Here is a 24,688-nt window from a genome sequence, read left to right on the forward strand (position 1 = left end):
TGATGGCACTTACGGCTCTGGTCGCTCCTTCAAGTTATTCCGAATGATGAGCAAGTAGACGAGGAGGGCGGGCACGCACGTCAGGCAGATGCCAATGAAAAACATGCCATAGCCTTGGCTTTGTCCATTGAGCGTGGTGAGATAAGCCACTGCTAGGCCTGAGAAGCCGGCAAGCACCCTGCCGAAGATGGAGTAAAAGCTGGTTAGCCAAGCGTAGTGCTCACCTGCGCGTCCAAGCGTGACCAGCTTTGACATGTAAGCAACCAGGGCTATGCCGGTATAGCTACTAGCAAGGTTTTGAAGAATAACGCTAGCCCAAAGCAGTTCAGCAGACTGCTCGTTCGACGAGAGCGATGCAAGAACGAGGAGGGCAAGGGCTTGGAGAGCTGCGCCAACAAGAATGGTCGTGCTCAAAGACATACGCTTCAAGCTTGTGCCTGCAGCCAAAATTCCGAGGAAGGCTGCTGGGATCCCAAGCCAGATATGCAGGGATCCGACCACGCTCTTTCCAATGCCAAGGGCATAGAAGAAAGGATTGATCATGGGACCCAGAAGAATGTCCGGTAGGCGATAGCAGCCGATGAAGACGACCACCGCGATCCATCCTTGGAGCGTGGAGGGTCGAAGCGACACCAACGGAGCCCCCTGCTTCTCCGCACTCGTGCGACCTGGGGTGAGGACGCTATCGGGGGCAGATCGCAGAAAGAGCGTTCCGCAGATGGGCACCAACATGAGGGGAAGCAGAAGTGCATAAGCAACTTGCCAGGACAGCCGCGCTGCGAGCAAGAACACCAGACCGTCGCTCAGCAGTAGAGCAATGCGGTAGCCAAATTGGTAGGCAGTGAGGAGCTTGGCTGGCTGCTGGTGCACTGCCTCTTGTTCGATCCGGAACGCATCGACTGAGGCATCCAGGGTCGCACCGCCAAAGGCTGCTGCGATGCAGCTCAGTGCAATCAGCGGAAGGCTGCCAGCGACAACGCTCAGGACAAGGCCTAGGAGAGAGATGGCGACCATGATCGAAGACAAGACAATCCAGCCTTGACGGTGCGACATGGTGCTTCCAACGACCGGCGCACGACGTTGGTCGAGATGGCGGGCCCATAGGAATTTTAGGGAGTAGGGAAGTGCGGTCCAAGCCAAGGCACCGATGACTGCGATCGAAAGCGACTTTTCGCTGAGCCAATAGCCTAAGGTGCTGCCGATCAGCGGATAGGGCAAACCAGAACCGAAGCCCAGGAACAAAAATCCAGTCCAGGCCTTGGTCGACCTTGATGTCACTTCGTGCATAGGCTGCAACTGCCTTGTCGCTTCGGTTCGTCCATTCGTATCAAGGAAGCAACGTGTCTTCCTCAGCTATTTTTGCGAAGTCTGTGGGTCTTGGTTCCCAGCATAGCGCCCGTCTTATCTCGCACCAAGCGATACGCTTGCTTGAAGTGAGGGCGCAAGCGATGCCGGAGTGCTCTCGCCAGGCGTCGGTGATGCCCTGGCATAGCCACGAAATCCAAGATCCAGAGTTGATCACCTTCGTTCCAGTCGCTAATCGGCAAGAACGGCGGATCTTGCAGAACCAAATGACTGGCGGTTTCAGGCGTCAGATAAGCCCATAAGGCGTAGCCGGTCCAGACCCCGTCTTCGTCTTCAATCGTGACGAGCTGGCCTAGGCGAATTGCAGGCCATAGCCACACATAAGCCGCTGCGATACTGAACTTCTTGCGGTCAGTCTTGAACAGGAGTTGCATTGCCAGGCCAAGCGCCTGCGCATCAACGGCATTAGGTTGCATGGGTGGTGGTTGAGTTAAATGTCTGCGCTGCAACGGCAGCGTCCGGGAAGGTGAGCAGTGCGGTAGGGATTGATGCACGCCCGTTCAAGCTTAGACCTACCAAGTAGCTGTTAGGTTCGCAGTCGACAAGCGCGACGGTTCGATGGCCAGAATTGGTGATGCCCAGTGTCTCATCTGCGACTTCGGCACCGAAGATCAGTGTTCCCCCACGCACGCGTGGCCCCTCCAGCTGGACTGTATAGGCCATACGATGCGTATCAAAGAAATACAAGGCGGTGGACACGTGATCGCTTGCGTAGCCCAGGACAAGCCAGTGTGGCGGTAAGCCTTTCCAAACGCGGCGTGAGACCGCGACCTCGGTTGCGATAAAAGCCGAGACCCGCTCGGGTCCCGACGACCGATCGGCCAGGATCGACCGCACCAGCTTGATCGCCCGGCGTTTGGAGACGCGATAGGAAAGGCGCGGTCGTGGTCTCAGCCAGCGGTTGGCCGCACAAAGATGGAGATGTGCGTTCGGAAGTTCGCGCAGGAGCGCCGCGATCTCCTCGCCAACAGGAGACCCGTAGCTTGCTTTGCCTCTGATGTGGTCGGAGAGCCAATCGTGGCGCTCATCGTGCTTTGTGGGCTGATCGAGCGCATAGTCAATGCGCTGTTGCTCGCGGTAGTAGTGCGCAATGATCGCTTTGAAATGGAACACCTCTGGGCTTGACTCAGGCAAAGCACACGCTTCTGCACAGTGATGGAGAAACGCAGCTTCCATGTGATGCTCGATCTGGATAAGCAGCTGATCGATGTTGGCGATTGCCTTGTCAAAGCGGGAATACTTCTTGAAAAAATAGGCAAGCGAGGGAAGCGAGTGGCGAACATCACGCATCTCATCGCCGAAAAAGTGACGATGCCCATCGGTGCCACGCTTCCAGGTGGGAACTGCGCGGAAGCCGCCGAAATCCAGAAACTGCGCGTTCGATGTGATGTTGTCGCTTGTCGGGCGTCCGGTCCAGAGGCGATGCGCGCGACTTGCGGCAATCTGCTCGGCAAGGCGGAGGTAGAGCGCAGACAAGTCAACGCCTAGGTCATTGGGATTGCCTGCATCGCGCTGCGTGTGTTCGTCGGCAAAGTGGATGGCATCTTTGACTCGCAGGCTATCTTGAAATTGATCGCTGTTTGCACTGCCTGATGTCCCGAAATACAGGCTGCGCTCGAAATGCGCCAAGCGCAGGAAAGCAGGCCTGATCAGAATGGCGCACCGCTCCGGCTCGTCGGCATCGGTGCGCGCCAGGGAGAAGCCGGCATCGATGATGGCAACGATGGGGACTGTCCCGTGGGGGAGTTCTGCGTTGAGGATCTCGCTGGCGACTGCCTCGCGAATGGCGTCGTAAAGATAGAGACAGCCATGGGAGTGTGACCAATCATGGGCCTCGGAGACCAGTGGCGTGGGGCCGGTTCCTTTGGCGATGAGCATGCCATCGGAGCCACAGCGGCCACTCCCCCCGTGGATCGCCCCACCGCTCCCACCATAGCGATCAGCGCCCAGTGCCTGTCCGCCGAAGGTGCCGGCAACGCAGTGGGCTTCGATAGAGGTCACGGCAAAGCGCTCAAGCAAGGACGCTGAGATGCGGGCCCGAGTTGACGCGTCGTGGATGGCTATGCCTAAGTCGTGAAACCAGCGCTCATTGAGCCAGAGCAAAGAAGCATCCGGCAGTCTTCCCACTGGAAAGGGCACGAGCATTGAGGTGCTCACGCTGGCAAGGCTCAACAGGTTGGGGTCGTTCTTATCATCCATGTCCCAGTAGTCATTGGGCATTTCGCTTCCTTGTTTCCGCAGCTGTTGCGACTTAGCGTTCGATCGGCGTTGGTGATGCTACCAACCTGACGGCAATTCGTCTTGCTGCTGCTTGGATTTCCCGAGGCCACGGGACATCACTTCTGCATGGACAGTCAGCATAAAAACGACACATGGCGTGAGGGCGTAATCAGATTGGTACAGGTCTTATTCATTCTTTAGTATAACTAATATTTATATGTAAAAAGAGCCATGGTTGATCCAACTGTGGCAAAAAAATTCAAAGAAAAAATTAAAGAGCAAGAGCGCACTTATGGTTTCTGCTTTGCAGAAACCGTGCGCCAACGCTGCGCGTCGGTGCGGTGGCTTTCGCCACCTCGTTGCCTATGCTTCGCTAGGCAACACAGCCACTTCAAAACCTCGTGACCGAGGTCTCTGTGCTGTCGAGTTCGCTTTTCTCTCGACGGGCAGATGTTCTGCCGCTTCTTTGTGTGCTCCACAAACAGGAGTTTCACAAATGGCGATTTATCACGCAACAATGAAGTCTTTCAGCCGAGGCAACGGCGACTCTTCGGTCGCAGCAGCTGCTTACCGCGCAGGGTTTGATCTGCTCGATATGAGCACAGGGCTTGGCCACAATTATTCCCACCGAGGCGGTGTCGATTTCCATCAGATGCTTGCGCCGAAAGGAGCGCCCGAGTGGTGTTTCGATGCGCAGTATTTTTGGAACGCGAACGAAGCGGCCGAGACGCGCAAGAACGCACGCGTTTGCCGAGAAGTCGAGGTGTCGCTTCCGCATCAACTCGATCAACACCAACGGAGAGCGCTCGCTTTAGCGCTTGGCCAATTGCTGGTCAATCGGTTCAAAGTCGCCGTATTGGTCGCTGTGCACACACCAAGCAAATATGGTGATCAGCGCAATCATCATGTGCATTTGCTGATGTCAGCGCGACAAGTCGGACCGGGAGGACTAGGGGAGCGCGCCTGCGCTGAGTTTGATGCGCGACAAGGCGGCGGCACACGAGCGCTGCGGCAAATCCGCAAAGACATTGCAATGGTCATCAATGCGCACTTGAAAAATGCGGACTACTCGACTCGGGTAGATCATCGCAGTCTCCGAGCACAAGCACACGAAGCCGCGCGTAATGGAGATTTTGAACGCGCCCGCGAACTCACGCGCCGGCCTGGCAAGCACTTGGGCAAAGCCAAAGTGGCGGTGATGCGCAAAACGAAGTTCACAGCAGAAGTCAGAGGTAGGGGCGGTCAAGCTGCGGCCTTGGCGCTTTCAAAGATTGTCGCTGAGCACATGAAAAAAAGCGGGGGCGTCGTGCACGAAGTGCCACCGTCCCACAGTCATGCGGCAGCACTTCGGGATCGGGCCAACGCACAGGCTTCTGGATTGGACGGGCGCACAGCAGTTGGGCAGACACGATTGTCAGGCGCAGAGCGGGTGCGGCAGATCAAAGAGCGCTTGGCGCGTGCGCCAGCGCCTCGCCCGGGTCTCTACACGCCTTACAGCGGTCAGACCCGACATCTTAGTCGCGTGACGCGTTTGGCTCGTTCCTCGGGCCGACAAGACGCTGAGTTGCTCAATGCGCAGGCGCAGCTGATCGAAGATTGGCTCGAAGCCCAGCGAGAGGTGGCTCAGCAGTCTCTCGAAGTCTTGCGGCAGATCCCGGGTATCCAGATTGAACACGAGTTCCAGCGCGCTCACTCGACATTGGTTTGTCGGCGAGTCGATAGCTACGCCACCAAGCCATTTCTCTTTGAAGACACCGAGATGCTTGCTCGCTCAATCAGCAAGTATGCCCATACGCTGGTGCGACCCTACAAGGCGCGCATGGCCGTGCTGGATGCGCAAGCCAAGCTCTATGAGCATGAATACGATCCCGATACGAGAGTGGTGGCCAGAGCACAGCGGCGCTTGGCGCGGACGAAGAGGCATGTCTCCCCGCGCATCCAAGCGATCCAGCAGGGGCGGATCAAGCGGGCTCGAAAAGCGATGGTGGAGGCGGCTGAGGGCTTGGAGAAGAACTTCTCTCCGCAGCCGATTGAGGTGCTGACGCCTGAGGCATCTGGAGAGGATGCACATCCACCGCAGGCCGAGGGTGATGCAGGGCATTGGGAGTTGAAGTTTCGGCCACCGAAGCCAAGTCTATGACGGCTCAGATATTTCTGACCGTTGACCGCGCAGCAGACTGATGGTGCGCCTAGGCATTTGGCTGGAAGCTAGGATTGTCGCAGAAGGTTCCTGCCAAACGATCGGAACAACGCCGCCCGCCATTGGCACCCGGCGCCGAGATTGAGGCTTCAACGCTAGCGACAAAGGAGCCCCGCATGCGGGGCTCTTTCTGTTGCAGCCCGAGTGCTACGGCTTTGCGCATCGATCTGTTGAAGTGCAAGGCAAATCAACTTCTGCATCCTGAGGCAGTTGACGTGGCTTCCTGTCCCGTAGACGAACTTCTCCTACTTTGCGAAGCTGTGCTCTACGGAACAGGGGAGGCTAGATACATGGAGTTTGTAGGTAAACCCATCACGGGTGAGATGATTTATAACAAGCATGCTGCTGCCATCGCAGACTGTTCTGAGGTCAAGGTTGCAATTGCCTACGCCACGAAGCCATCCGGCGAGATCCTGCTGTTTGACGACTGCCTCACCAAGGGGAAAAAGCTGACGTTCTATGGCCGCGTCGACGGTTCATGCCCCATCGATCTGCGTATTCTCGACTGGTTCTTGCGTCGTGCATCGCCAAACTTAGTGTGCCATCTTGTGCCGCACTGGCTACACGCTAAAGTGATTTGGTGGGTGGGCCAAGGGGCTTACATCGGTTCGGCAAATCTGACCGATCGGGCATGGTTCAAGAACTTCGAAGCTGGGGTCTACATCAAGCACGAAGAGCTTGAGCACTTTGGGATGGTGCTCCAACTTGAAGCATTCTTCGATGGCCTTGCGCAGAAGTCGTTCCCACTCGATAGAGAGGAATATGAGCGTCAGATCAAACAGGAGAAAAGGAGGGAAGATCTAGTCGGCAAGCTCAACAAGATCGAGAGTGAATTCGAAGACGATCATTGGAAGCTGAAAGACCGCACACCTCCTATCGCCCCTACGCCAAATCGAAAGGCGCGCGAAGCTAAGATCGCAGCTTTCCAAGCCGAATGGTCTCGCACACTTACCTTGATCCGAAATGTTGGCGCTCGTGTTGCGCTTGATGAGAATCGCCCCAGTTGGATTTCATCAGATGTGCCTCAAGGCGTTCAAGGTGATCAGTTCCTTCACGCCTACTATTATCAAGTCGTCAGGCCTCATACTGAAAAAGACGCTTACGAACGCGAATTCCGAAAGAACCGTCTCGATCCAGAGGTTGCACTACAGAGTGGACTTGCCTGGTGGAAGGCAGGCGAATATGAGCATGAGCATGAGGAATCTACGATTTATACGTCGGCGCCGTTGCTGCACGAGCTTCTTGCGCGAGGCAGGATCACCACACTCACCGAAGGTGAATGGGTCGATGCCCTTACCCGCGTATACGCTTTTGGCGATCATGCGATGAAGATCAGCAACCCATACTTGCGCTTGGGCACCGATCCAGGCAGCCAAGCGAAGAGTGAAGCCTTGGCGCGGATACTTTGGAAGCACCAGTCTGGGAACGGCATGACTGCGCCCGAGGTGCTTGATTTCGTAATTTGGGGGAATGGCGATGTGGCCGAGCGTATTTGGCTAGCGAGCCATGATCCCGCCTACAAGCTTGCACACATTGGCACTAGTATCTTGGGTGAGGTGGTGGGTTGGGCCCGTCCGACTGACTACCCACCGCGTAACTCACGCACGAGTAAAGCGCTTCGAGCGCTTGGGAACGACGTCGATGTTCTCGTCTAGCAGCCAAGACTCACCACTGGGTAGCTCATTGGACACAATTCTGCGTTGACACGCGAAGCCGCGATTAGCTAGAACACCAACGCAAGACAATCAGAACAAAGACAATAAGCGCGATCCAAGCTCCTGCGCCCATGCGTTTGGGTGAGCTGGTTCTGCGAGGTCCCGGTGATACCTGATGAGAGCTGGGGCGGGGCGCGGACCCAGTTGGCCTTGGAACAGCCTGAGGCGTCTGTCGCTGCATCCTTTGAAGGACTTGAGCGTTAGGAGTGCTCGGCGGGGGAAGTGGCTTGGGAGCTTGTTGGCTCGTGCTCCGAGGAACTGTATTTCCCGCTCCACCCATACCCTTGAGGATGTTTTCATTTCGACCAGCGGTAACAACAGGTGCTTTCCCGCCGCGCAATCGGAAGCGCGCTTCTACCTCTGTAAGTTGCTTGATCTGACCTGGATTTTCGATGCTAATGCCGATGCTGATATACGATATCTTCCCGGCTTGACCGTGATAGGGCGGCTCTACCAGGCCGGTCACGCTGACCCAACGGCCATTCCAGCTGCTGTTGGGCTCCGAGGGGAACTGCCGCAATGCCTCAGACCAAATTGAAAGTTTTACGGACTTGCCTGTCCAATCGCCAAAATTGATGAAGATGAAAGGCTTTTTGTTCCTGCCGTATCGTTTTTGAGTGACATCAACGATCCTGCCAATCAACTCCACGCGGCTGCCGACCTGAGCTTCGACTTGGGCAAAGTTCGCCGCATCACAGACCGTATAAGGGCTTTGGTAGGCAATGTCTTTGGGCTTGCCCTGTGGGTTGAACACAATTGTGTTCGGTCCGAGTCCGCGCTGAACACGGAAGTCGGCAAGTGTCGGAACTTGATCAAAAGGCCCATCCGCAAGCTGCGCAAGCGACTGCGCGGGAACCTTCAACCCCGGAAGGCCTAGAACTTGATTGAAGATGACAGAGGTGCCGGGGTCAAGGAAGTCGTTCCGCCGAAAAACGATAGCGCTGGGTTCGGAGTTCGAGGCTTTCCAAAGTCCCGGAGATACGGTCAGGGCCTGTAAAGCGACATCAAGTGTGATGAAAGAAAAGCGATCAAGCTGCTCGTTGAAATTGGACGCCGTGCGCTTAGGGTGCTGGAAGTTGGCTTGGCCAAGTTCAGTCGCACCACTTCCACGCAGGGCTTCGACAAACATGCCGTCATAGTCAATGAGCTGGACGGAACTACCGTCTGCGTTGACCATCAGGTTCTCAGGCTGAATGTCGCCATGAGCAATCTGCTGTGCTTCCAAATACGCGGAAAGAGCTGCAAGCGCCTGACGAAGCTTGGTTAGCGCAGCAGCATTTCCGTGGTTGCGTTCCAAAAACTCGGCAAGCGTGGTGCCCTGAGCCCACTCCATTTTGACGATGGGGTAGAGGTTCCCATCGATCAGGATCCCGCTAGGGATGAAATCGAACGGCAGGAAGTAGGGACTCGCAAGTTGCTTGAGTCGGAGTGCAATCGCCTGATAGCGCCGTTCCAGATCGTTGGATTTTTTGTGAAAACAACGCAGCGCAAAGCGCTTTCCGCCCGTATCAACCGTATAGGTCAGTGCAAAGCCGCCACACAAAGCCAATGGTAACCCCAGTCCGGTGGTCCGCAACTGCCCGGCTCTAAGCTGTGGATCTTGAATCGCACGCGCAGGCGCTTGTAGTGCTTCGTTGTATTTCTCAAGCGATGGATAGTTCATAGATGTCCGGCGCCAGTCAACGCGGCGATAATGAGGGTGGTGTCATCCCGCCTCATGCTCCCTTTGGTTCGCTCTTCTTCGACAAGGCTGACAAGCTCCTCCAACTCCCTGACAGCATGAAGTCGTTCAAGAGCAGTGGGATCACTGCGCTCCTGGTGTTCAAGCAGCCACGCGGCTAGCGCGTCTGTCATGCACAAGAGAAGCCGATATCCATGGGTCTCATAGGGCCAAACCACCTCAGTCCAGACCCCGCTGCCATCTTCAAACAAGAGCGCATTGAGATCGGGCTTGGTGCTGATCAATGTTGGATGAAGAGAGAACTGCTCCGAGCTTTCATAGGGCGCGCACGCGAGCATCTGCTCACCATCGGTGAGTGCGGCAAACGAATCGCCAATCGCCGTGACTCTGATCTGTAACTGTTCGGCCTCGTCTTGTGCAACAAGCAGGGTGCCGAAGCTGCCGCGCTCATAGGCAGCAGCCTTCGACCAAGACAGACTTGGCGCGTCATGGAGCGCTTCGTATTGCCGCGTGGATGTGGCTATCGCATCAGACAGATTGGCAGGGTGCTCCAAGAACTGGTCCACAAGAAGCGCGGCCCAGTTCTTGGCGTCGAACGATTCGGATGCACCGTCAGACAGCACGATGCGTCCGGACGCCGCTGCCAAAAGATAGGCGTCTTCATTGGCTTCCGGCGCGTCCAAATGTTTGGCAACAGAGCCGTCGAACAAGATCTGGATGGGCATGGTCAGCGCAGCTGGGCTGCTCGCGTTCCGATATCGAAGAAGTCCACGATCTCCGCAGTCTCTGCGTTGAACATGAAGCCGCGAGACTCCATGGTCGCCTTGATTCCCTTTTCCTGAGCAGCTTGTTGCAAGTGCGGGGGCAGGGGGCTCGACATCCGGAAAAGGAGTTTGGCGTAGTTGTCAGACAGACCAGCGTCCGAGATCGGGAAGGTCACTGGATCGCCACCGCTAGCGCTTACGTGCAGGTTGAACAGCAAAACATTGCCGTCATTCGTGGCAATTTGTTGGAGTTGCTGGGCAAGGCCCTCCGGATCACCGTCTGTGGATTCGCCGTCAGTGACATGGAGAACGGTGGGCGGATAGCTGTCTGGATGCGCATCGCACCAGGCCACAAGTTCAGCGGCTGCGCTGGTGATGGCATTACACATCGGGGTGCCGCCAGAGGCGCGTGCTTCAAACCAGACCGGGAACTTGATGGACTGGCTGACCAAGCCGCCTGCGCCATCATCGATCCGCTTGACTCGGTCTTCAACGCGCAAAGGATTGGCTTCGATTTGAGAGATTGGGTGGAGCACGGTGTGCGAGAGAGCACCCGCCAAACCGTTCTGCGCGTCCGAGTTTGAGTAGCCAAGAACGCCGACTTCGAAGTAGTTGCGCGTTCCCTCAGACTTGGTGCACCGGGTGATCAGTGTTGCAAGGGTGCGGTTGAGCACGTCGGCGACGAACTGCGCCTTGGACTTACCATTCGTCATTACTTCCTGCATGGAGCCGGATTGATCGACCAAAAACAAGAAGGCGGTTGGGCTAGTGCGACTAATCTCTGCGGTATAGCTCATCAGGACTCCTAAGTGCGAGCTAGAAGACTTCCAGCTCTTCCAAGCCACATCATAGCGTCAGACCTTCAAGATGTTCAGGCGCGACCTGTTGCCGGTGGCTGTTATAGAGCAAAATGTGATCAATGCATGGAAAGAATCTGTTACGGCCTCCCAAAGGCCTGAACAAGTAGTTCCGACAAAAAACGCAGTAAAGTGGCGTGGGCTGCGAGAGCTTCTTCCTTCGAAACTGCTTTTCCGTAGCTCACACTTGCATCTGTATAGAGCAAGGATGCCAGCTCAAGATCGACATGAAGATCGCCTTGGTCATTGAGTGCTTGTGCAAACTTGACAAGTTCATGATTTGATTTGAAAGGTATGCCTTTACTCGCGAGGAGTCCCTTCATGACCTTTTCAGCACATGTGGCGGTATCTCGTCTTGCTTTGCCATAGCTACGCTCAACGCTCGTCAGTGCTTCGACGCTATGGTTGTAATCTGCGCGTGCTTGTCGAAACAGCGGGTCGTCGCTTTGAGCGATTGCGTCTAAGAATGTCAAAGCATCCAAACCCACGAGAAAACGCGATGCGACTTCATCGAATGCTTTTTCATCTAACGTATCAGCATACGACTGAGTCATCCCCTCAAAGCAATCGAGCATGTTCACATCGATAGGGCCACGACTGATGATGTTTTCTTTTTCTCCTTGATGAAGACGTCGATCACATACCAAGCGTAAGCTGCCGTTGCTGTAAGGTCCACGCACCTTCCATGCTCGGTATTCAAGTGGAATAATGAAAAAGCCAAGAGAAGGCAGAACTTTGATGTCTTCCCCATATCGCTGCTCATACCAAGAATGAGCTCGTTGAGAGAGCCAGGTCGCAGAAAATGGCCGGCTGTCACCAGGCGGGCCACCGCCAAAAAGAATGATTTTTTGCCCTTTCCCGTAAGTTTGGGCAATGAGAATGGCCGCATTGCCAGGACGTTGATGGATATGCAGGTCCAATCCATTGAAGTGCTCGTCCAGCCCCATCATCATCTGGTCGAAGTCGTGTTTTGACTCGGGCTTCGGTGGCGCGTTCCATTCCGATTTCAATATAATTACTCTGTTATGAATGGGGATGTAGTGGTGGCGTCGTCTTTGAAATAAGTCATTATAAAATCTCGCCACTGGTGGTTGCAGTTTAATTTTTAGAATTTTTCAATTTATGGATGGGGGTCATAATTGGACGGCTTCTAGTAACTGTCGGCGCTCATAATGAGTTTTGGCAGGTTGGTGATCTTGATGCTCATTGGCAACAGCTTCGAGCAATTCATCCAGTTCGACAGACAAGCTAAACAGTGCGTCAAGCTTTGCCTGGCTGTCGAAAATGCGTCGCGTGCCATCAGGGACATCGAGTAGTTTTGCCTCGTCAGGATGATGATAAAGATAATCAAGGTGGCGTTGAGTCTCTGCTAAAATGGCAAGTTCGAACGTATATCCCGCGCGAAGGGCCGTCGGGTTGGCGTGGAACATGATTGCTGCGAGATCAAAGCTTGGCAGTGCAATGGTCCTATCTGAATCAGCTTTGACATTCTTGACCAGTCGTATAGATTTTTTAAGCGAGCCAAGTGTAAGATTATCTCGGTCTGACACCTGTTTGATGTGCTTGAAGGGGAAGTTTGTCATTGTAGAGTTTGTCTTTTTGTCTAAGATGATGACTCCGCGATCATGCATCGCGCCGCTTTGTTGGTAAGCGGCGGTCTCATGCCAGTGGGACGGGACAACATCGACTGACCGGGCAAGCGATCCGCCGGAAATTTTGATTGCTTTACTTCCCGTTGTATCAACTTTCGCTGCCTGGAACGCGTTCCGTAACGCCAGCTCTTCCTCATTTCGAAGATCTTTTAGCTCCTGTAAAGAAGTCAGTTGCGTTGGCTGATAAGCCCCGGCCAAAGCGCGAATCCCGTTAGGATCATAGTTGTAGAATCGCTCATTAATGAGCGTAAGGAGGTCTACATCGCTGACTCCCCGGATGTGGACATTTAGCGGGACGGATCCTTGAAGATGAAATTCCAGGTTAAATGCTTTTACGCGCTTTTCGAGCTGATTTGCTACTCGCATTGCAGTCTCAGTGCTTATACGGGTGTAATCTGCATCCACTTCTTGCATTGCGCCTAAAGCATAACGCGTGTGGGTTTATTAGAAGCTTTCTTTTCCCATACCTCCTCGCGCAGCATTTTGCCGATGTAGTTAGCCAAAGCAGCTTTGTCCTCTACCAAGAGATCAAATCGGTCCTCGCCACTGCGTCTTGATTTCAAGGCAGTGATACGCTCATTAATAGTCTTTGCCATCACTGCTTCCTTAGTGTGAAATTGCCCGACGAGTGACGTCCATCACCGGTAAAGTAATCGCCGTTACCACTCTTCATGTCTTTTACGAACACCAGTCGTGCAAAGCCACGATGAGCGTTGAGCTGTGTTTCTCCAGCTTTGGGCTCATTGCGATAGCTGTAAAGCAGCACAAATCCTTCAATGGGATCCGAAACCAAGCCCGCAACGTCACTGTTAGATTTTGATAGACCCGCATCTAGGTGGATCCGCACCCTGTCCCAGTCCTGCGTGATCGTCATCGTTCCCGTCCAATTGACGGCGTGCGAATCAGGACGTGGGAAGGGATGACCTTCGCAAATCCATGTGCCGGAGAGATCAGCAACCTTTAACCATTGCATGACGAGTGGGATGCGCCAGATCCAGCGAGGAAAGATTAAGTAAAGAACGGCATACACCGTTCCTGCACCGAGCAGAGATAGGACAACGGGCGGTAGGTTTGCGCTAAGGCCGAGCCCCTTCGCGATGTCGACGGCTTGCAAAAGGGTCCAGACCAATAGGCCTGAGACAATCGAAGCTGTTCTGGCGAGGTATTTCCCGATCTGCGCCCGGTTGATCCCGCCGAGCACTACATACTCATGATCCATTTGAGCCCCTGTTTTTTCAACCACCATAGGATGGTCGCTAATAGTCTCAAAGAATGCGACGGTTGAAATACGTCCGTAGTCGTGAATCGTTGAAATTATGTTGTTGGGTTCGCTTAGGTGTGGTCGCTACGAAGGAAGTCAGACTGAAGTGGGGAGGCAGTGGCGGGACAAGAACGCTCAAGCTGCTTAATTCCTCCAACCGGTGGTCCGCGCCTTAGTCGTTCTATTCTTTGCCGCTTGCTCGCGTCGTCGCTCCATGTGGCGAACCTGCTTGAACGCACGATCAAATTGCCCAGGCGTATAAGCGGGAAGGGGAAGCGGCGGGCCAAACTGTTCAATGGCCGAAAAGCGAGCGGGAACAGAAGGCGGATCAACGTAATGCTTCAAGCCCGGCGGAAGCGTCAACTCATGGCCGGTGATTTGCTGGGAAATCGGAAGCGACACGCCGTGCTCATTGACCAGCGAGTTGGACAAGGTGTGCCGGAAGCAATGAAAGCTTTTGAGCCGTTGGGTCAGTCCTTGCTTGATCGCATAGGCCCGGAACTGATCCCCTAGCGCGTCGCCGTAGCCGTTTTCGGCGTTGTAGGCCAAGTGCGGGAACAGTCGCTCAAAGCCTGCGTGCTTGACCTCATCCACATAGACCAAGAACCCAGCCTCGATCAGGGATGTGGGTAGGGGCACAAAGCGGGAGGAGTGGGGGTTCTTCAAGCGTTGATCCGGCTTGGCTCCCCGGAAATGCACGCCCCAGAAATCGCCGACCTTGCCGATGTCGTCAACATAGAGCTGAGCGACCTCGTTGACCCGAGCACCGGTGGCAAATCCCAACAGCGTGCCAAACCATCGGTGCGGATACTTGCGGGCCCAGGAAGTGAACGCATTCAGTTCAAGCAGGGCTTCAAGCTCGGCTTGGCTAAACGGATCACGACTCGGCTCATCGGTGAGCGACTTGGCACGATTGAGGATGGCTTTGTGAGGCGCCTTGCTAATCAGGTCTTCGTTCGCCAAGGCGTTGAAGAAGGACGCAATACGATCCCGATGCTTTTCTTTGGTGCGCATGCTCAGCAGTTCATGACCACCTTGCCGCGCCTTGCTCAGGATTTCGACAGGGGTGAGGCCGGCGAACACCGCCTTCTTGGTAGCGTTGCTTGGATAGTGCTCAAGCGCATCCAGGAACTGGCGGACATCATCGGGCTTGTAGTCTTCGACCGGTTTGTCGCCGACAAGCGCCACAAACAGACCCAGGCTGTGTTCGGTGTCGAGCACGTTTTTCGCGCTTCGCCCCACACGCCGCATTTCACTGATGTGGATGGCCGCGCGCTCTGAAAGCAGCGGTCCGGCGATTTTCACAGAAGCCAGTTGCTGAAGGGGGAGATGTTTCAGTGCGTCCAGCAGCCGGGCGTGATCGTCTGCTCCGTTGGCAGAGAGCTCCACGCCACCGACCTTAATGGTGTAGGGGCGTGCTTCGTTCCCTTGCAACGCGGCCAAAGCCTGGCTCAGCAAATCGTCCTTCATGCTGCTTGCCCCCCGCCGCATCCGATCGAATGCTTCCGAGAGTGCCACAGCAGTTCGAGCTACGGCCAGTCGGGCAGCATCACCCGGGGACAAGCGAACGGGACGGACAAGGTAGCGCGAGCCAACGAGAGCTTGGAGGTCGGTCGGGACAAAGAAGCGCACATAGAGCCCAGCAGGGCGGCGCAAAAAATAAGGCTTCGGCACGGGGTTTGATACCTCGTTTGATACCTAACGCAGGCTCAAACTGAACATCAAACCCCGGGCCTAACCTTCGCGAAATCAAGCACTTACTGCTCTTTTCCGCGATCAGATGGTGGAGGTGGGCGGAATCGAACCGCCGTCCGGAAGCACTCCATCCCCAGCACTACATGCTTAGCCCTCCGTTGGATCTCATTCCCAGGCAGCACGGTTGGCAAAGCGCACCTGGAAACCAGCCTGCTTTATCTAACCGGTAGCTGACAGGCAGCCACTACCGATGGTTCCGTGATAATGACCCTACACCTACGAGCACGGGCACAAGTAGGTTCGGGGGTTCGCCTTAGGCGGCTGTAGAACTACAACTAAAGCCAATTAAGCGGCGATAGCGAAGTCCGAACCGTAGTTGTCATCGTTGGCAACTAAAAGTTTGCTGCTGGATTAACGAGGAAAGCTGCCCCCTCGGCATGCGCCAAGCGACTTCGCGACCCCCGTCGAAACCAGTGCACCCCCGGGGAAAGCATCAAAACGCTGACCTGATCAGTGTAGGGATCGGAGCGCCCTGTCACAAGTGGTGAGACGTGCAGCGCTTACAGTGGCTTCAGTCCTATCGGACGGAAAAGTCTGGTAATCAAGGAGCCAAACGATGGCGACAGGCAAGCCCCCAGGTCCGCGGCAGGCACGCAGCACGCCCCGCAAACGCGCATCGGGCGTCGACGCCCCCAGGCCTCGGCCCTCCTCAGGCAGAGCCGCGCAGCAGCAGGCGCAGGACAGCGGGCCGACGCGCGTGCAGGGCAAGGCGCGCACCGTGATCTACATCCATGGCATCGGCAACAAGCCGCCGGCCGAGGTGTTGCGCTGTCAGTGGGACAAGGCTTTGTTCGGGCGGCCGATGGGCGAGCGCACGCGCTTGGCGTACTGGGTCAATCGCGAGCGCTATCCGGTTGCCGAACCCGGTAACTGCGATGCGCGCGATGTCGGCCCGGCGCTCAATCAGAGCGTGCAGCGCGCCCTGAGCACGCTTGGGCTGGTGCCAGGCGAGCAGGATCTGCATCTGCTCGCCGATGCGTTGGCGCAGAGCGAGCAAGAGCGTGTCGATCTGCACCGCTTGCTGGATGAACTGGATGCCGCGCCCGCGATGCCGGCGGCGGGCGAGGTGCAGGCCAAAGGTCCGATCGATGCGATCAACCGCGTGCTGCTGCGGCTGATCTCCGCTGCGCTGCTGCAGGACGTGCACGATTTGTTCTTCGTGCCCGAGCGTGCGGCCTTGATGCGCGAGAGCCTGATGCAGCGGTTGCGTTCGGGTGGCGGGCCGTTTGTGGTGGTGGCGCACAGCCAGGGATCGATGATCGCCTTTGACGTGCTGCGTCAGCTCCAGGCGGCCGAGTGCGAGGTCATCCTGTTCCTGACCCTGGGCTCGCCCTTGGGCCTGCCGCAGGTGCGCAGCATGTTCAAGCGCTGGACCGGCACGCGCAAGCTGCCGTTTCCCGCGTGCGTGCGGCGCTGGATCAACGTGGCCGATACGCGCGACCCGATCGCGCTGGATCCGGATCTCGGCGACGACATTGCCAACGCCAAGGGGCGTTTCGAAAACCTCGCGGGCGCGCGCCTGAATCCGGACTGGCAGCACAACGCGCATTCGGGCTCGGGCTATCTGTCGATTCCGCAGGTGCGCGCGGCGGTGCGCGAAGCGGTGGGCGTCGGCTTCGACCAACCGGTCTCCAATGCGGTGCTGATCAAGGATCTCAGCGAGCAGCTGGAAGCGCATGGCGCCGAGTACCGGCATGAGGTGCTGATCGAGCTGGATCGCCGGTTGCTGGGCGACGACCCGGCCGCCACGCGTGCGCTGCTGTTGGCGCAATTGCGCCAGACCGCTGCAGCGACCACCGGCTTGAGCGGCGATGCGCTAGACGAGGCGATCGAGCTGGAAGATGCCTTGCAGCGGTTTGTGTCGGCGCGGCTGACGCGGTTCGAGATCGAATCGCTGCAGGACCGCTACCGCGCGCTAGGATTCCGGCGCGTGTGGCGCGATGCCGGCAAGCGCGCGTTGATCAACGCGTCCGGTAACGTCCTGCATGCCGATGCGGCGCGCACCGCGTATCGCGCACGCGGGCAACAGATCGGCTGGGCGGTGCTGGACACCGGTATCGCAGCCAGTCACCCGCATTTCTTCGCAAAGGGAGAGCGCGACACGGTGGTGGCGCAATGGGATTGCACGCGGCGGGGTGCAGCCAGGCGATTGACGCGCGCCGACGGCGATGCCTTCGCCCGGCTGGATCGGCACGGGCACGGCACGCATATCGCCGGGATCATCGCCGGCCATAGCCGCGCGGTGATTCCCGACGCGCAGGGCAACCCGGGCAAACCGCTGGAGTTTGCCGGCATGGCGCCGGACACCCAACTGTACGGGTTCAAGGTGCTGGACGATGCCGGCAACGGCCGTGATTCGTGGATGATCAAGGCGGTGCAGCAGGTGGCAGCGATCAACGAGCGCGCCGGCGAGCTGGTCATCCACGGCGTCAATCTGAGCCTGGGCGGTTACTTCGATCCGGAGAGCTACGGCTGCGGTTTTACGCCGCTGTGCAACGAGTTGCGGCGGCTATGGCGGCAAGGCGTGCTGGTGGTGGTGGCCGCCGGCAACGAAGGTCTGGCCTGGTTGATGCGCAACGACGGCGATGCATATCCGGCCAACATGGATCTGTCGATCAGCGACCCGGGCAATCTGGAAGACGCCATCGTGGTCGGCTCGGTGCACAAGAGCAGCCCGCACAATTACGGCGTGTCGTATTTTTCGTCACGCGGACCGACCGCCGATGGACGCGGCAAGCCGGATGTCGTGGCGCCGGGCGAAAAGATCCTGTCGGCCTATTACGATTTCGACCCGAAAGATCCGGCCAGCCTGATGGTGGAGATGAGCGGCACCAGCATGGCCGCACCGCACGTCTCCGGCGTGCTGGCCGGCTTCCTCTCCGCCCGCCGCGAGTTCATCGGCTTCCCGGATCGGGTCAAGCAGCTGATGCTGGACACCAGCACCGACCTGCAACGCGATCGCTATGTGCAGGGCAGGGGAGTGCCGAATTTGATGCGGATGCTTGGAGCGACGTGATTCGGGAGTCGGGATTGGGGATTCGCAAAAGCACGAGTTCTACGCGTCGCCTTGTTGCTCACCAGGGCTTGGAGACAGCCCAGCGCCGGCTGCGAATGGCTTTGCCGTTACCAATCCCCAATGCCGAATCCCCAATCCCGGCTACTCACGCATCCCGGTTATGCCGCCGCATCACGCGCTGCTTGTCGCGTTGCCAGTCGCGGTCCTTGGCGGCGTCGCGCTTGTCGTGATTCTGCTTGCCCTTGGCCAGTGCGATTTCCAGCTTGACCTTGTTGTTGCTCCAGTACAGCGCGGTGGGCACCAGGGTGTAGCCGTCGCGTTCGACGCTGCTCAGCACCTTGTCGATTTCCCGGCGGTGCAGCAGCAGCTTGCGATCGCGGCGTTCCACCGGCACGGTGTGGCTGGAGGCCTGGATCAGCGGGGTGATCTGCGCGCCGATCAGGAAGATCTCGCCGGAGCGCACATAGGCGTAGCCATCGATGATGTTGGCGCGGCCGGCGCGGATCGCCTTGACCTCCCAGCCCTGCAGGGCCAGGCCGGCTTCGTAGCGCTCTTCCAGGTGGTATTCGTAGCGCGCACGCTTGTTCAGCGCGATGGTTTTCGTGGCCGTCGCGCCGTTTGCTTTATCCTTGGCTGGTTTCTTGCTCATGCCGCCATTGTCGCCGATTCGGCGTCATCAAACGATCTTCTGTCTTTCACAAGTTAGCGAATGCCTACCATCCGTCGCAGCGCCCTGGTCGAACACAGCGCCACCCGCATGTTCGATCTGGTCAATGATGTTGCCGCCTATCCGCGCCGTTTCGGCTGGTGTGATGCTGCGCAGGTGCTTGAACAGGACCAGGCGCATATCGTGGCGCGGCTGGATCTGGGGCTGGGGTCGTTCCGCACCTGGTTCACCACCGAAAACGTGCTCGAACGCCCGCAGCGCATCGTCATGCATCTGCGCGACGGGCCGTTCAAGCGCCTGGAAGGCCTGTGGGAGTTTCAGTCGCTGGGCGAGAACGCCTGCAAGGTCAGCCTGACCCTGGAAGTGGAAACCAGCTCGCGACTGTTGGGCCCGGCGCTGGCGCTGGGCTTTCAGGGCCTGGCCGACCGCATGGTCAACGATTTCGTGCGGGTCGCCGATCGCGGCGACGTCTGAGCATGCGGGTCGACGTCGTGCTGGCCTGGCCGGACCGCTGCAGTTCGGTGTCGCTGGAGCTGGCCGAGGGCGCCACCGTGGCCGAGGCGATTGCCGCCTCCGGTCTGGCACCGGATCGACCACCTGCCGCGCAGGCGATCCATGGGCTGATCGCACGCGCGGATCAGGTGCTGCGCGACGGCGACCGGGTGGAATTGCTCAGGCCGCTGCTGCTGGACCCGAAGGAGGCGCGGCGGCGGCGTGCCGGACCGAGCAAAAAGGCCGGTCCCAACGGATAGCTGTTGGCCGGCACTGCGATGCATGCGCGCCGTGCGCAACAGCGAGCTCTTCTGGTGAGTGATCTAGACAAGCGAGCGCAGCCGGTAGCTTGAACAGGCGCATGTCGCCCCGAGACGGCTGACAAAAAGCCGCAGATGTCGATATCTGGATCAGCGCTGCAGTTCCTGATCGAACACATCTTTTCGACTAGGCAAATGAAAAACGCATCCGTTCAAACGGATGCGTTTCTGGTCCAGCCAACACTCAGGCGATTACGCGGTAAGCGACCAAGCGCATCAACGGCCGCGCTGCTTCTTCTTGTCGCGGGCCAGATTGCGACCGAACTGCTTGGGCGCCGACTTGGCCAGCTGCTCGTCCTGCGACGGGAAATAATCGCCTTCCCAGCGAACGACCTGCTCGTTTTCGAAGAACACGGTGAAGTTCTTGATCTCGGTGCGCGCCAGACGGTCCACGCGCTGGGTGGAGGTGTAGTCCCAGCGCTGCGAATGGAATGGATCGGGGATCGAGGGGGTACCCAGCAACGCGCTGACCTGCTGCTTGCTCTGGCCTACCTGCAGTTGCTCCACGGCATTCTGTTTGATCAGATTGCCCTGGTAGATCGGCTGCTTGTAGATGATGCCGCAGCCAGCGGTGGAAAGAGCAACGGCGGCGACCAGCAGGAGATTACGCATCGGGGATTAAGTGCTGAGGAAATCACGCCGATGATACACTCCCGCCGGTCGCCGCGACCCGTTTGATGGCAGCTGGCGCTAAATCGCCAATGAACGGAGAACATATGGAAACCCACGACCTGCGCAAAGTCGGGCTCAAGGTGACCCATCCGCGGATGCGGATCCTGGAGTTGCTCGAGCAGAAGAGCAACCAGCACCATCTCAGCGCAGAAGACATCTATCGGCAGCTGCTCGATCATGGCGACGAAATCGGTCTGGCCACGGTGTATCGGGTGCTGACCCAGTTCGAGGCCGCCGGTCTGGTGCTGAAGCACAATTTCGAAGGCGGCCAGGCGGTTTATGAGCTGGATCGCGGCGGCCATCACGACCATATGGTGGACGTGGACACCGGCCACGTGATCGAGTTCGAGAGCGAAGAGATCGAGGCCTTGCAGCGCCAGATCGCCGCCCAGCATGGCTACGAGCTGGAAGAGCACTCGCTGGTGCTGTACGTGCGCAAGAAGCGTCCGCGCTGACGGCAAGCTGGGTGGCATCGCGGTAACGACAAGGCGGCTTCGGCCGCCTTGTGCGTTTGCCGCCATCGGCTGCCTGGGCAACCCCGATGGCGGCCGAGACAGCGCCCGGCGGCTCAGGCGCTTTGCAGCAGCTTGCGTGCCGCCGCGCGGGCTTCCTTGCTGACTTCCACCCCGCCCAGCATGCGCGCCAGTTCTTCCTGGCGCGCCTGCGGGCCGAGCAGTTCGACCGCGCTCTGGGTCATGCCGTCCACCGGCGCCTTGCTGACCCGATAGTGCGCGTGGCCCTTGGCGGCCACCTGTGGCAAGTGGGTCACGCACAGCACCTGGCGCTCTTCGCCCAGGGCGCGCAGCTTTTGCCCGACGATGTCGGCCACCGCGCCGCCGATGCCGGAATCCACTTCGTCGAAGACCATGGTCGGCACACTGTCCAGCCCGAGCGCGGCGACCTCGATCGCCAGCGAAATCCGTGACAGCTCGCCGCCGGAGGCGACCTTGCGCAATGCGCGCGGTGGCTGCCCGGCGTTGGCGGCGACCAGGAATTCCACCCGCTCGGCGCCGTTGGGGTCAGGGCGCAGGGTGTCCTGGGGCTGCAGCTGGATCAGGAACTGCCCGCCGCCCATGCCCAGCTCGCCGATCAGCGTGGTAGTGGCGGCCGACAAGGCCTCGGCAGCGGTGCTGCGGCTGGCGCTGAGGCTGCTGGCCGCGCTGCGCCAGACGCCGATCGCCGCCTCGATATGCTTGTCCAGCTGCTGCAGGCGCTCGTCGGCGCCGCGCAGGCTCTCCACTTCCAGGCTCATGCGGTCGCGCTGGGCGGCCAGTTCGTCCGGGGTGACACGGTGCTTGCGGGCCAGATCGTGCAAGCGGCCGAGCCGGCGCTCCATCGCCTCGAACTGGGCCGGGTCGGCCTCCAGGTCGTCACGCACGCGGTCGAGCAGGGCCAGCGCCTCCTCGATCTGGATGACCGCGCTGTCCAGCAGTGCATCGACCTCGCCCAGGCGTGGCTCGTGCTCGGCCACGCGCGCCAGGTCGTGGCGACTGTCCTGCAGCAGGCCCAGGGCGGAGGCGCCGTCGTCGCCATTGAGCTGCAGGGCCACGCTGTCGCAGGCGCCGATCAATGCGGTGGCATGCGCCTGCCGGCGGTGATTGACGTCCAGCGCGGCGATCGCGGCCGGGTCCAGGTCCTCGCGTTCCAGTTCGCCGAGCTGGTGTTCCAGAAAGCCGATGCGGTCGGAGACATCGCCCTGCGCGGACAGCGCATCGCGTTCGTCCAGCAGGGCCTGCCAGCGCTGGCTGGCCTGGCGCACCTGCTCGCGCTGCGCGCCGTTGCGGGCATAGGCATCAAGCAGGGCGAGCTGGCTATGGCGGGCCATCAGGGCCTGGTGTTCGTGCTGGCCGTGAATCTCCACCAGCCGCGAGGCCAGCTCCGCCAGTTGCGAAGAGGTCACCGGGCGGCCGTTGATCCAGGCACGCGAGCCGCCATCGGCACGGATGATCCGGCGCAGCTGGCATTGCGCATCGTCGTCGAGCTCGTTGTCCGACAGCCAGGTCAGGCCCGGGTGCTGGGCCGGCAGCTGGAATTCGGCCGACAGCTCGGCGCGGTCGGCACCGTGGCGGACCACGCCGCTGTCGGCGCGCAGCCCGGACAGGAAGCCCAGTGCGTCCACCATCAGCGACTTGCCGGCGCCGGTTTCGCCGGAAACCACGGTCATGCCTGGCCCGAATTCCAGTTCGGTGGCGCGGACGACGGCGAAATCCTTGATGGAGAGGTGTCTGAGCATGGGGTCGAGTGTGAACGCTTTGGGGAAGCTTAGGGTGGGAGCGGCGGGCAGGGAATAAGACGCTTGCCAACCGCAGGGCCAGACATTATCTATGCCCAGTCTCACCGGATGATCCCATGCGCGCGTCACAGTCCCCAACGCTCGATCCCCGCGCACGCCAATTGCTGCGGACGCTGATTGCCCGCTATATCCGCGATGGCGAGCCGGTCGGTTCCAAGACGCTGGCCCAGCACGCCGGGCTGGACGTCAGCCCGGCCACCATCCGCAACATCCTGGCCGATCTGGAGGATGTGGGCCTGCTCAGCTCTCCGCATACCTCGGCCGGGCGGGTGCCCACCGCGCACGGCTACCGGGTGTTCGTCGACAGCCTGGTGCAGATGCAGCCGCCCGGCGAGGAAGAAGTGCGCCGCCTGCGCGCGGAGCTTGCCAGCGGCAACGGCACCCAGTCGCTGCTGGGCAGCGCCTCGCAGATGCTGTCGGCGATGAGCCATTTCGTCGGCGTGGTCAGCGCGCCGCGGCGCGAGCAGTTCGCGTTCCGGCATATCGACTTCGTGGCGCTGGACGCGCGCCGGGTGCTGGCGATCCTGGTGTTTGCCGACAACGAGGTGCAGAACCGGGTGATCGAGCCGCGCCGGGCCTACGAACCGGCCGAGCTGGAGCGGGTGGCCAATTACCTCAATGCGCAATTTGCCGGGCGCGCGCTGTCGGACATCCGCGCCTCGCTGCTGCGCGAGCTGCGCATGGCCAAGAACGAGATGGAGCAGCTGCTGGCGCACAGCGTGGATCTGGCCAGCGAGGCGCTGGTGCCGGCCGACGCCGACGATATGGTGATGGCTGGGCAGACCCGCCTGATGGGCGTGCAGGACCTGTCCGACCTGGACCGGCTGCGCGAGCTGTTCGAGGCCTTCGCCAGCAAGCGCGAGATCCTGCAACTGCTCGAACGCACCATCCAGGCGCCGGGCGTGCGCATCTTCATCGGTGAAGAGACCGGCATGGTGTCGCTGGACGATGTCTCGCTGGTCACCGCGCCGTATGCCGCCAATGGCCAGGTGCTGGGCGTGCTGGGCGTGATCGGGCCCAAACGCATGGCCTACGACCGGGTGATTCCGCTGGTGCAGACCGCCGCCCAGGTGCTGGGCGCGGCCATGGAACCGCCCGGCACGCGATAAGCGGCAGCGATCGAGACGATCGTTTTGCTTGAAACGCGCGCGCGCGCCCACATACGGGGTGACGTTGGGGCGGGCGTTCCGCTTGCCCGGGAACTGCACATGAACCAAGACCACCCCGAATTCGACTCCGAAGACCTGTCCCAGAACCCACCCGAGACCGATCCGCTCAAGGCCGAGATTGAGTCGCTGCGCAGCGAGATCGCGCTGGTCAAGGCCGATGCCCTGCGCGAGCGGGCCGATCTGGAAAACCAGCGCAAGCGCATCGCCCGCGATGTCGAGAACGCGCGCAAGTTCGCCAACGAGAAGCTGCTGGGCGAGCTGCTGCCGGTGTTCGATAGCCTGGATGCCGGCCTGACTGCGGCCGGCACCGAGCCCAGCCCGCTGCGCGATGGCCTGGACATGACCTACAAGCAGTTGCTCAAGGTCGCGGCCGACAACGGCCTGACCCTGCTCGACCCGGTCGGCCAGCCGTTCAACCCGGACCAGCACCAGGCGATCAGCCAGGGCGAGGCCGAGGGTATCGCCCCGGGCCACGTGGTGCAGGTGTTCCAGAAAGGCTATCTGCTCAACGAGCGTCTGCTGCGCCCGGCCCTGGTGGTCGTGGCCAAGCACGACTGAACCGCAGCGCCCGGCTGAACTGCCGGGCGCA

General features: G+C 59.1%; 22 protein-coding genes, 1 other RNA gene and 1 pseudogene. 8 read left to right on the forward strand and 16 right to left on the reverse strand.

Annotated elements, in window-relative coordinates:
• Positions 1 to 9: 9 nt before the first annotated feature.
• The 3 genes from AC1PLA_RS08050 to AC1PLA_RS08060 all read right to left on the reverse strand — a co-directional run bounded on the left by AC1PLA_RS08050 (position 10) and on the right by AC1PLA_RS08060 (position 3,585).
• Positions 10 to 1,287, reverse strand: coding sequence for an MFS transporter (locus AC1PLA_RS08050; protein WP_131084748.1), 1,278 nt, complete (start codon positions 1,285 to 1,287; stop codon positions 10 to 12).
• A 62-nt stretch (positions 1,288 to 1,349) separates the two neighbouring features.
• Complete coding sequence (locus AC1PLA_RS08055; RefSeq protein ID WP_057672816.1) at positions 1,350 to 1,781, reverse strand: toxin-activating lysine-acyltransferase; 432 nt, start codon at positions 1,779 to 1,781, stop codon at positions 1,350 to 1,352.
• A complete protein-coding gene (locus AC1PLA_RS08060; protein ID WP_481105946.1) occupies positions 1,771 to 3,585 on the reverse strand; it encodes a protein adenylyltransferase SelO family protein in 1,815 nt (604 codons plus the stop codon). Before AC1PLA_RS08060 ends, AC1PLA_RS08055 begins: the two co-directional genes overlap by 11 nt.
• Before the next feature lie 595 nt (positions 3,586 to 4,180).
• Between AC1PLA_RS08060 and AC1PLA_RS08065 the strand changes: the two are divergent.
• A pseudogene (locus AC1PLA_RS08065) lies at positions 4,181 to 4,639 on the forward strand (MobA/MobL family protein); the annotation flags it as partial.
• Here AC1PLA_RS08065 and AC1PLA_RS08070 read toward each other — a convergent pair.
• Positions 4,535 to 4,759 (reverse strand): hypothetical protein, encoded by a 225-nt coding sequence (locus AC1PLA_RS08070; RefSeq protein ID WP_481106175.1) that lies wholly within the window; start codon positions 4,757 to 4,759, stop codon positions 4,535 to 4,537. The pseudogene AC1PLA_RS08065 and the gene AC1PLA_RS08070 overlap by 105 nt on opposite strands.
• Before the next feature lie 1,316 nt (positions 4,760 to 6,075).
• Here AC1PLA_RS08070 and AC1PLA_RS08075 point away from each other — a divergent pair.
• Positions 6,076 to 7,440 (forward strand): phospholipase D family protein, encoded by a 1,365-nt coding sequence (locus tag AC1PLA_RS08075; protein WP_481105947.1) that lies wholly within the window; start codon positions 6,076 to 6,078, stop codon positions 7,438 to 7,440.
• Positions 7,441 to 7,504: 64 nt separating this feature from the next.
• Here AC1PLA_RS08075 and AC1PLA_RS08080 read toward each other — a convergent pair whose 3' ends face one another.
• The 9 genes from AC1PLA_RS08080 to ssrA all read right to left on the reverse strand — a co-directional run bounded on the left by AC1PLA_RS08080 (position 7,505) and on the right by ssrA (position 15,893).
• Positions 7,505 to 9,163, reverse strand: a complete 1,659-nt coding sequence (locus tag AC1PLA_RS08080) for a protein kinase family protein (RefSeq protein ID WP_481105948.1) — start codon at positions 9,161 to 9,163, stop codon at positions 7,505 to 7,507.
• Positions 9,160 to 9,906 (reverse strand): hypothetical protein, encoded by a 747-nt coding sequence (locus AC1PLA_RS08085; RefSeq protein WP_481105949.1) that lies wholly within the window; start codon positions 9,904 to 9,906, stop codon positions 9,160 to 9,162. The genes AC1PLA_RS08080 and AC1PLA_RS08085 overlap by 4 nt, the downstream gene beginning before the upstream one ends.
• A gap of 2 nt (positions 9,907 to 9,908) precedes the next feature.
• Positions 9,909 to 10,742: a vWA domain-containing protein gene (locus AC1PLA_RS08090; RefSeq protein ID WP_249453430.1), complete on the reverse strand. Its 834-nt coding sequence runs from the start codon at positions 10,740 to 10,742 to the stop codon at positions 9,909 to 9,911.
• A gap of 140 nt (positions 10,743 to 10,882) precedes the next feature.
• On the reverse strand, positions 10,883 to 11,812 hold the full coding sequence (locus AC1PLA_RS08095) for a HEPN domain-containing protein (protein ID WP_481105950.1): 930 nt from the start codon (positions 11,810 to 11,812) through the stop codon (positions 10,883 to 10,885).
• A gap of 123 nt (positions 11,813 to 11,935) precedes the next feature.
• Positions 11,936 to 12,868 carry a nucleotidyltransferase family protein gene (locus AC1PLA_RS08100; protein WP_481105951.1) on the reverse strand — a complete coding sequence of 311 codons (933 nt, stop codon included), beginning with the start codon at positions 12,866 to 12,868 and terminating at the stop codon, positions 11,936 to 11,938.
• 5 nt (positions 12,869 to 12,873) lie between these two features.
• Positions 12,874 to 13,050: a hypothetical protein gene (locus AC1PLA_RS08105; protein ID WP_481105952.1), complete on the reverse strand. Its 177-nt coding sequence runs from the start codon at positions 13,048 to 13,050 to the stop codon at positions 12,874 to 12,876.
• Positions 13,050 to 13,700, reverse strand: coding sequence for a Cap15 family cyclic dinucleotide receptor domain-containing protein (locus AC1PLA_RS08110; RefSeq protein ID WP_481105953.1), 651 nt, complete (start codon positions 13,698 to 13,700; stop codon positions 13,050 to 13,052). Before AC1PLA_RS08110 ends, AC1PLA_RS08105 begins: the two co-directional genes overlap by 1 nt.
• Before the next feature lie 159 nt (positions 13,701 to 13,859).
• Entirely contained in the window at positions 13,860 to 15,185 is a 1,326-nt protein-coding gene (locus AC1PLA_RS08115) for a site-specific integrase (protein WP_481105954.1), read from the reverse strand.
• A 311-nt stretch (positions 15,186 to 15,496) separates the two neighbouring features.
• Positions 15,497 to 15,893: a transfer-messenger RNA gene (gene ssrA, locus AC1PLA_RS08120) on the reverse strand.
• 133 nt (positions 15,894 to 16,026) lie between these two features.
• Between ssrA and AC1PLA_RS08125 the strand changes: the two genes are divergently transcribed.
• On the forward strand, positions 16,027 to 18,486 hold the full coding sequence (locus AC1PLA_RS08125) for a S8 family peptidase (protein WP_481105955.1): 2,460 nt from the start codon (positions 16,027 to 16,029) through the stop codon (positions 18,484 to 18,486).
• 145 nt (positions 18,487 to 18,631) lie between these two features.
• On the opposite strand, the gene smpB is transcribed toward AC1PLA_RS08125, so the two are convergent.
• A complete protein-coding gene (gene smpB / locus AC1PLA_RS08130) occupies positions 18,632 to 19,135 on the reverse strand; it encodes an SsrA-binding protein SmpB (protein ID WP_039520446.1) in 504 nt (167 codons plus the stop codon).
• Between the two features lie 60 nt (positions 19,136 to 19,195).
• Here smpB and AC1PLA_RS08135 point away from each other — a divergent pair, with 60 nt between their 5' ends.
• Positions 19,196 to 19,627, forward strand: a complete 432-nt coding sequence (locus AC1PLA_RS08135) for a type II toxin-antitoxin system RatA family toxin (protein ID WP_016901567.1) — start codon at positions 19,196 to 19,198, stop codon at positions 19,625 to 19,627.
• Between the two features lie 2 nt (positions 19,628 to 19,629).
• Positions 19,630 to 19,905 (forward strand): RnfH family protein, encoded by a 276-nt coding sequence (locus AC1PLA_RS08140; RefSeq protein WP_016901566.1) that lies wholly within the window; start codon positions 19,630 to 19,632, stop codon positions 19,903 to 19,905.
• A 276-nt stretch (positions 19,906 to 20,181) separates the two neighbouring features.
• Here AC1PLA_RS08140 and AC1PLA_RS08145 read toward each other — a convergent pair whose 3' ends face one another.
• Positions 20,182 to 20,577 carry an outer membrane protein assembly factor BamE gene (locus AC1PLA_RS08145; RefSeq protein ID WP_039528130.1) on the reverse strand — a complete coding sequence of 132 codons (396 nt, stop codon included), beginning with the start codon at positions 20,575 to 20,577 and terminating at the stop codon, positions 20,182 to 20,184.
• Between the two features lie 104 nt (positions 20,578 to 20,681).
• Between AC1PLA_RS08145 and fur the strand changes: the two genes are divergently transcribed.
• A complete protein-coding gene (gene fur, locus AC1PLA_RS08150; protein WP_016901564.1) occupies positions 20,682 to 21,092 on the forward strand; it encodes a ferric iron uptake transcriptional regulator in 411 nt (136 codons plus the stop codon).
• 113 nt (positions 21,093 to 21,205) lie between these two features.
• Here fur and recN read toward each other — a convergent pair whose 3' ends face one another.
• Positions 21,206 to 22,870, reverse strand: a complete 1,665-nt coding sequence (recN, locus tag AC1PLA_RS08155; RefSeq protein WP_039520448.1) for a DNA repair protein RecN — start codon at positions 22,868 to 22,870, stop codon at positions 21,206 to 21,208.
• Positions 22,871 to 22,986: 116 nt separating this feature from the next.
• Between recN and hrcA the strand changes: the two genes are divergently transcribed.
• Both hrcA and grpE read left to right on the forward strand, forming a co-directional pair.
• Entirely contained in the window at positions 22,987 to 24,039 is a 1,053-nt protein-coding gene (gene hrcA, locus AC1PLA_RS08160) for a heat-inducible transcriptional repressor HrcA (protein ID WP_016901562.1), read from the forward strand.
• Between the two features lie 99 nt (positions 24,040 to 24,138).
• Positions 24,139 to 24,657: a nucleotide exchange factor GrpE gene (gene grpE, locus AC1PLA_RS08165; protein WP_010366360.1), complete on the forward strand. Its 519-nt coding sequence runs from the start codon at positions 24,139 to 24,141 to the stop codon at positions 24,655 to 24,657.
• The last annotated feature ends 31 nt before the right edge of the window (positions 24,658 to 24,688 follow it).

It is taken from the genome of Xanthomonas sp. NCPPB 1826 (genome assembly GCF_056725285.1).

What these genes read in the sequence shown, in the direction of transcription:
- AC1PLA_RS08050 (WP_131084748.1), bottom strand. Translation starts at nt 1,287, where the DNA reads ATGCACGAAGTGACATCAAGGTCGACCAAGGCCTGGACTGGATTTTTG.
- AC1PLA_RS08055 (WP_057672816.1), bottom strand. Translation starts at nt 1,781, where the DNA reads ATGCAACCTAATGCCGTTGATGCGCAGGCGCTTGGCCTGGCAATGCAA.
- AC1PLA_RS08060 (WP_481105946.1), bottom strand. Translation starts at nt 3,585, where the DNA reads ATGCCCAATGACTACTGGGACATGGATGATAAGAACGACCCCAACCTG.
- AC1PLA_RS08075 (WP_481105947.1), top strand. Translation starts at nt 6,076, where the DNA reads ATGGAGTTTGTAGGTAAACCCATCACGGGTGAGATGATTTATAACAAG.
- AC1PLA_RS08080 (WP_481105948.1), bottom strand. Translation starts at nt 9,163, where the DNA reads ATGAACTATCCATCGCTTGAGAAATACAACGAAGCACTACAAGCGCCT.
- AC1PLA_RS08085 (WP_481105949.1), bottom strand. Translation starts at nt 9,906, where the DNA reads ATGCCCATCCAGATCTTGTTCGACGGCTCTGTTGCCAAACATTTGGAC.
- AC1PLA_RS08090 (WP_249453430.1), bottom strand. Translation starts at nt 10,742, where the DNA reads ATGAGCTATACCGCAGAGATTAGTCGCACTAGCCCAACCGCCTTCTTG.
- AC1PLA_RS08100 (WP_481105951.1), bottom strand. Translation starts at nt 12,868, where the DNA reads ATGCAAGAAGTGGATGCAGATTACACCCGTATAAGCACTGAGACTGCA.
- AC1PLA_RS08105 (WP_481105952.1), bottom strand. Translation starts at nt 13,050, where the DNA reads ATGGCAAAGACTATTAATGAGCGTATCACTGCCTTGAAATCAAGACGC.
- AC1PLA_RS08110 (WP_481105953.1), bottom strand. Translation starts at nt 13,700, where the DNA reads ATGGTGGTTGAAAAAACAGGGGCTCAAATGGATCATGAGTATGTAGTG.
- AC1PLA_RS08115 (WP_481105954.1), bottom strand. Translation starts at nt 15,185, where the DNA reads ATGAAGGACGATTTGCTGAGCCAGGCTTTGGCCGCGTTGCAAGGGAAC.
- AC1PLA_RS08125 (WP_481105955.1), top strand. Translation starts at nt 16,027, where the DNA reads ATGGCGACAGGCAAGCCCCCAGGTCCGCGGCAGGCACGCAGCACGCCC.
- smpB (WP_039520446.1), bottom strand. Translation starts at nt 19,135, where the DNA reads ATGAGCAAGAAACCAGCCAAGGATAAAGCAAACGGCGCGACGGCCACG.
- AC1PLA_RS08135 (WP_016901567.1), top strand. Translation starts at nt 19,196, where the DNA reads ATGCCTACCATCCGTCGCAGCGCCCTGGTCGAACACAGCGCCACCCGC.
- AC1PLA_RS08140 (WP_016901566.1), top strand. Translation starts at nt 19,630, where the DNA reads ATGCGGGTCGACGTCGTGCTGGCCTGGCCGGACCGCTGCAGTTCGGTG.
- AC1PLA_RS08145 (WP_039528130.1), bottom strand. Translation starts at nt 20,577, where the DNA reads ATGCGTAATCTCCTGCTGGTCGCCGCCGTTGCTCTTTCCACCGCTGGC.
- fur (WP_016901564.1), top strand. Translation starts at nt 20,682, where the DNA reads ATGGAAACCCACGACCTGCGCAAAGTCGGGCTCAAGGTGACCCATCCG.
- recN (WP_039520448.1), bottom strand. Translation starts at nt 22,870, where the DNA reads ATGCTCAGACACCTCTCCATCAAGGATTTCGCCGTCGTCCGCGCCACC.
- hrcA (WP_016901562.1), top strand. Translation starts at nt 22,987, where the DNA reads ATGCGCGCGTCACAGTCCCCAACGCTCGATCCCCGCGCACGCCAATTG.
- grpE (WP_010366360.1), top strand. Translation starts at nt 24,139, where the DNA reads ATGAACCAAGACCACCCCGAATTCGACTCCGAAGACCTGTCCCAGAAC.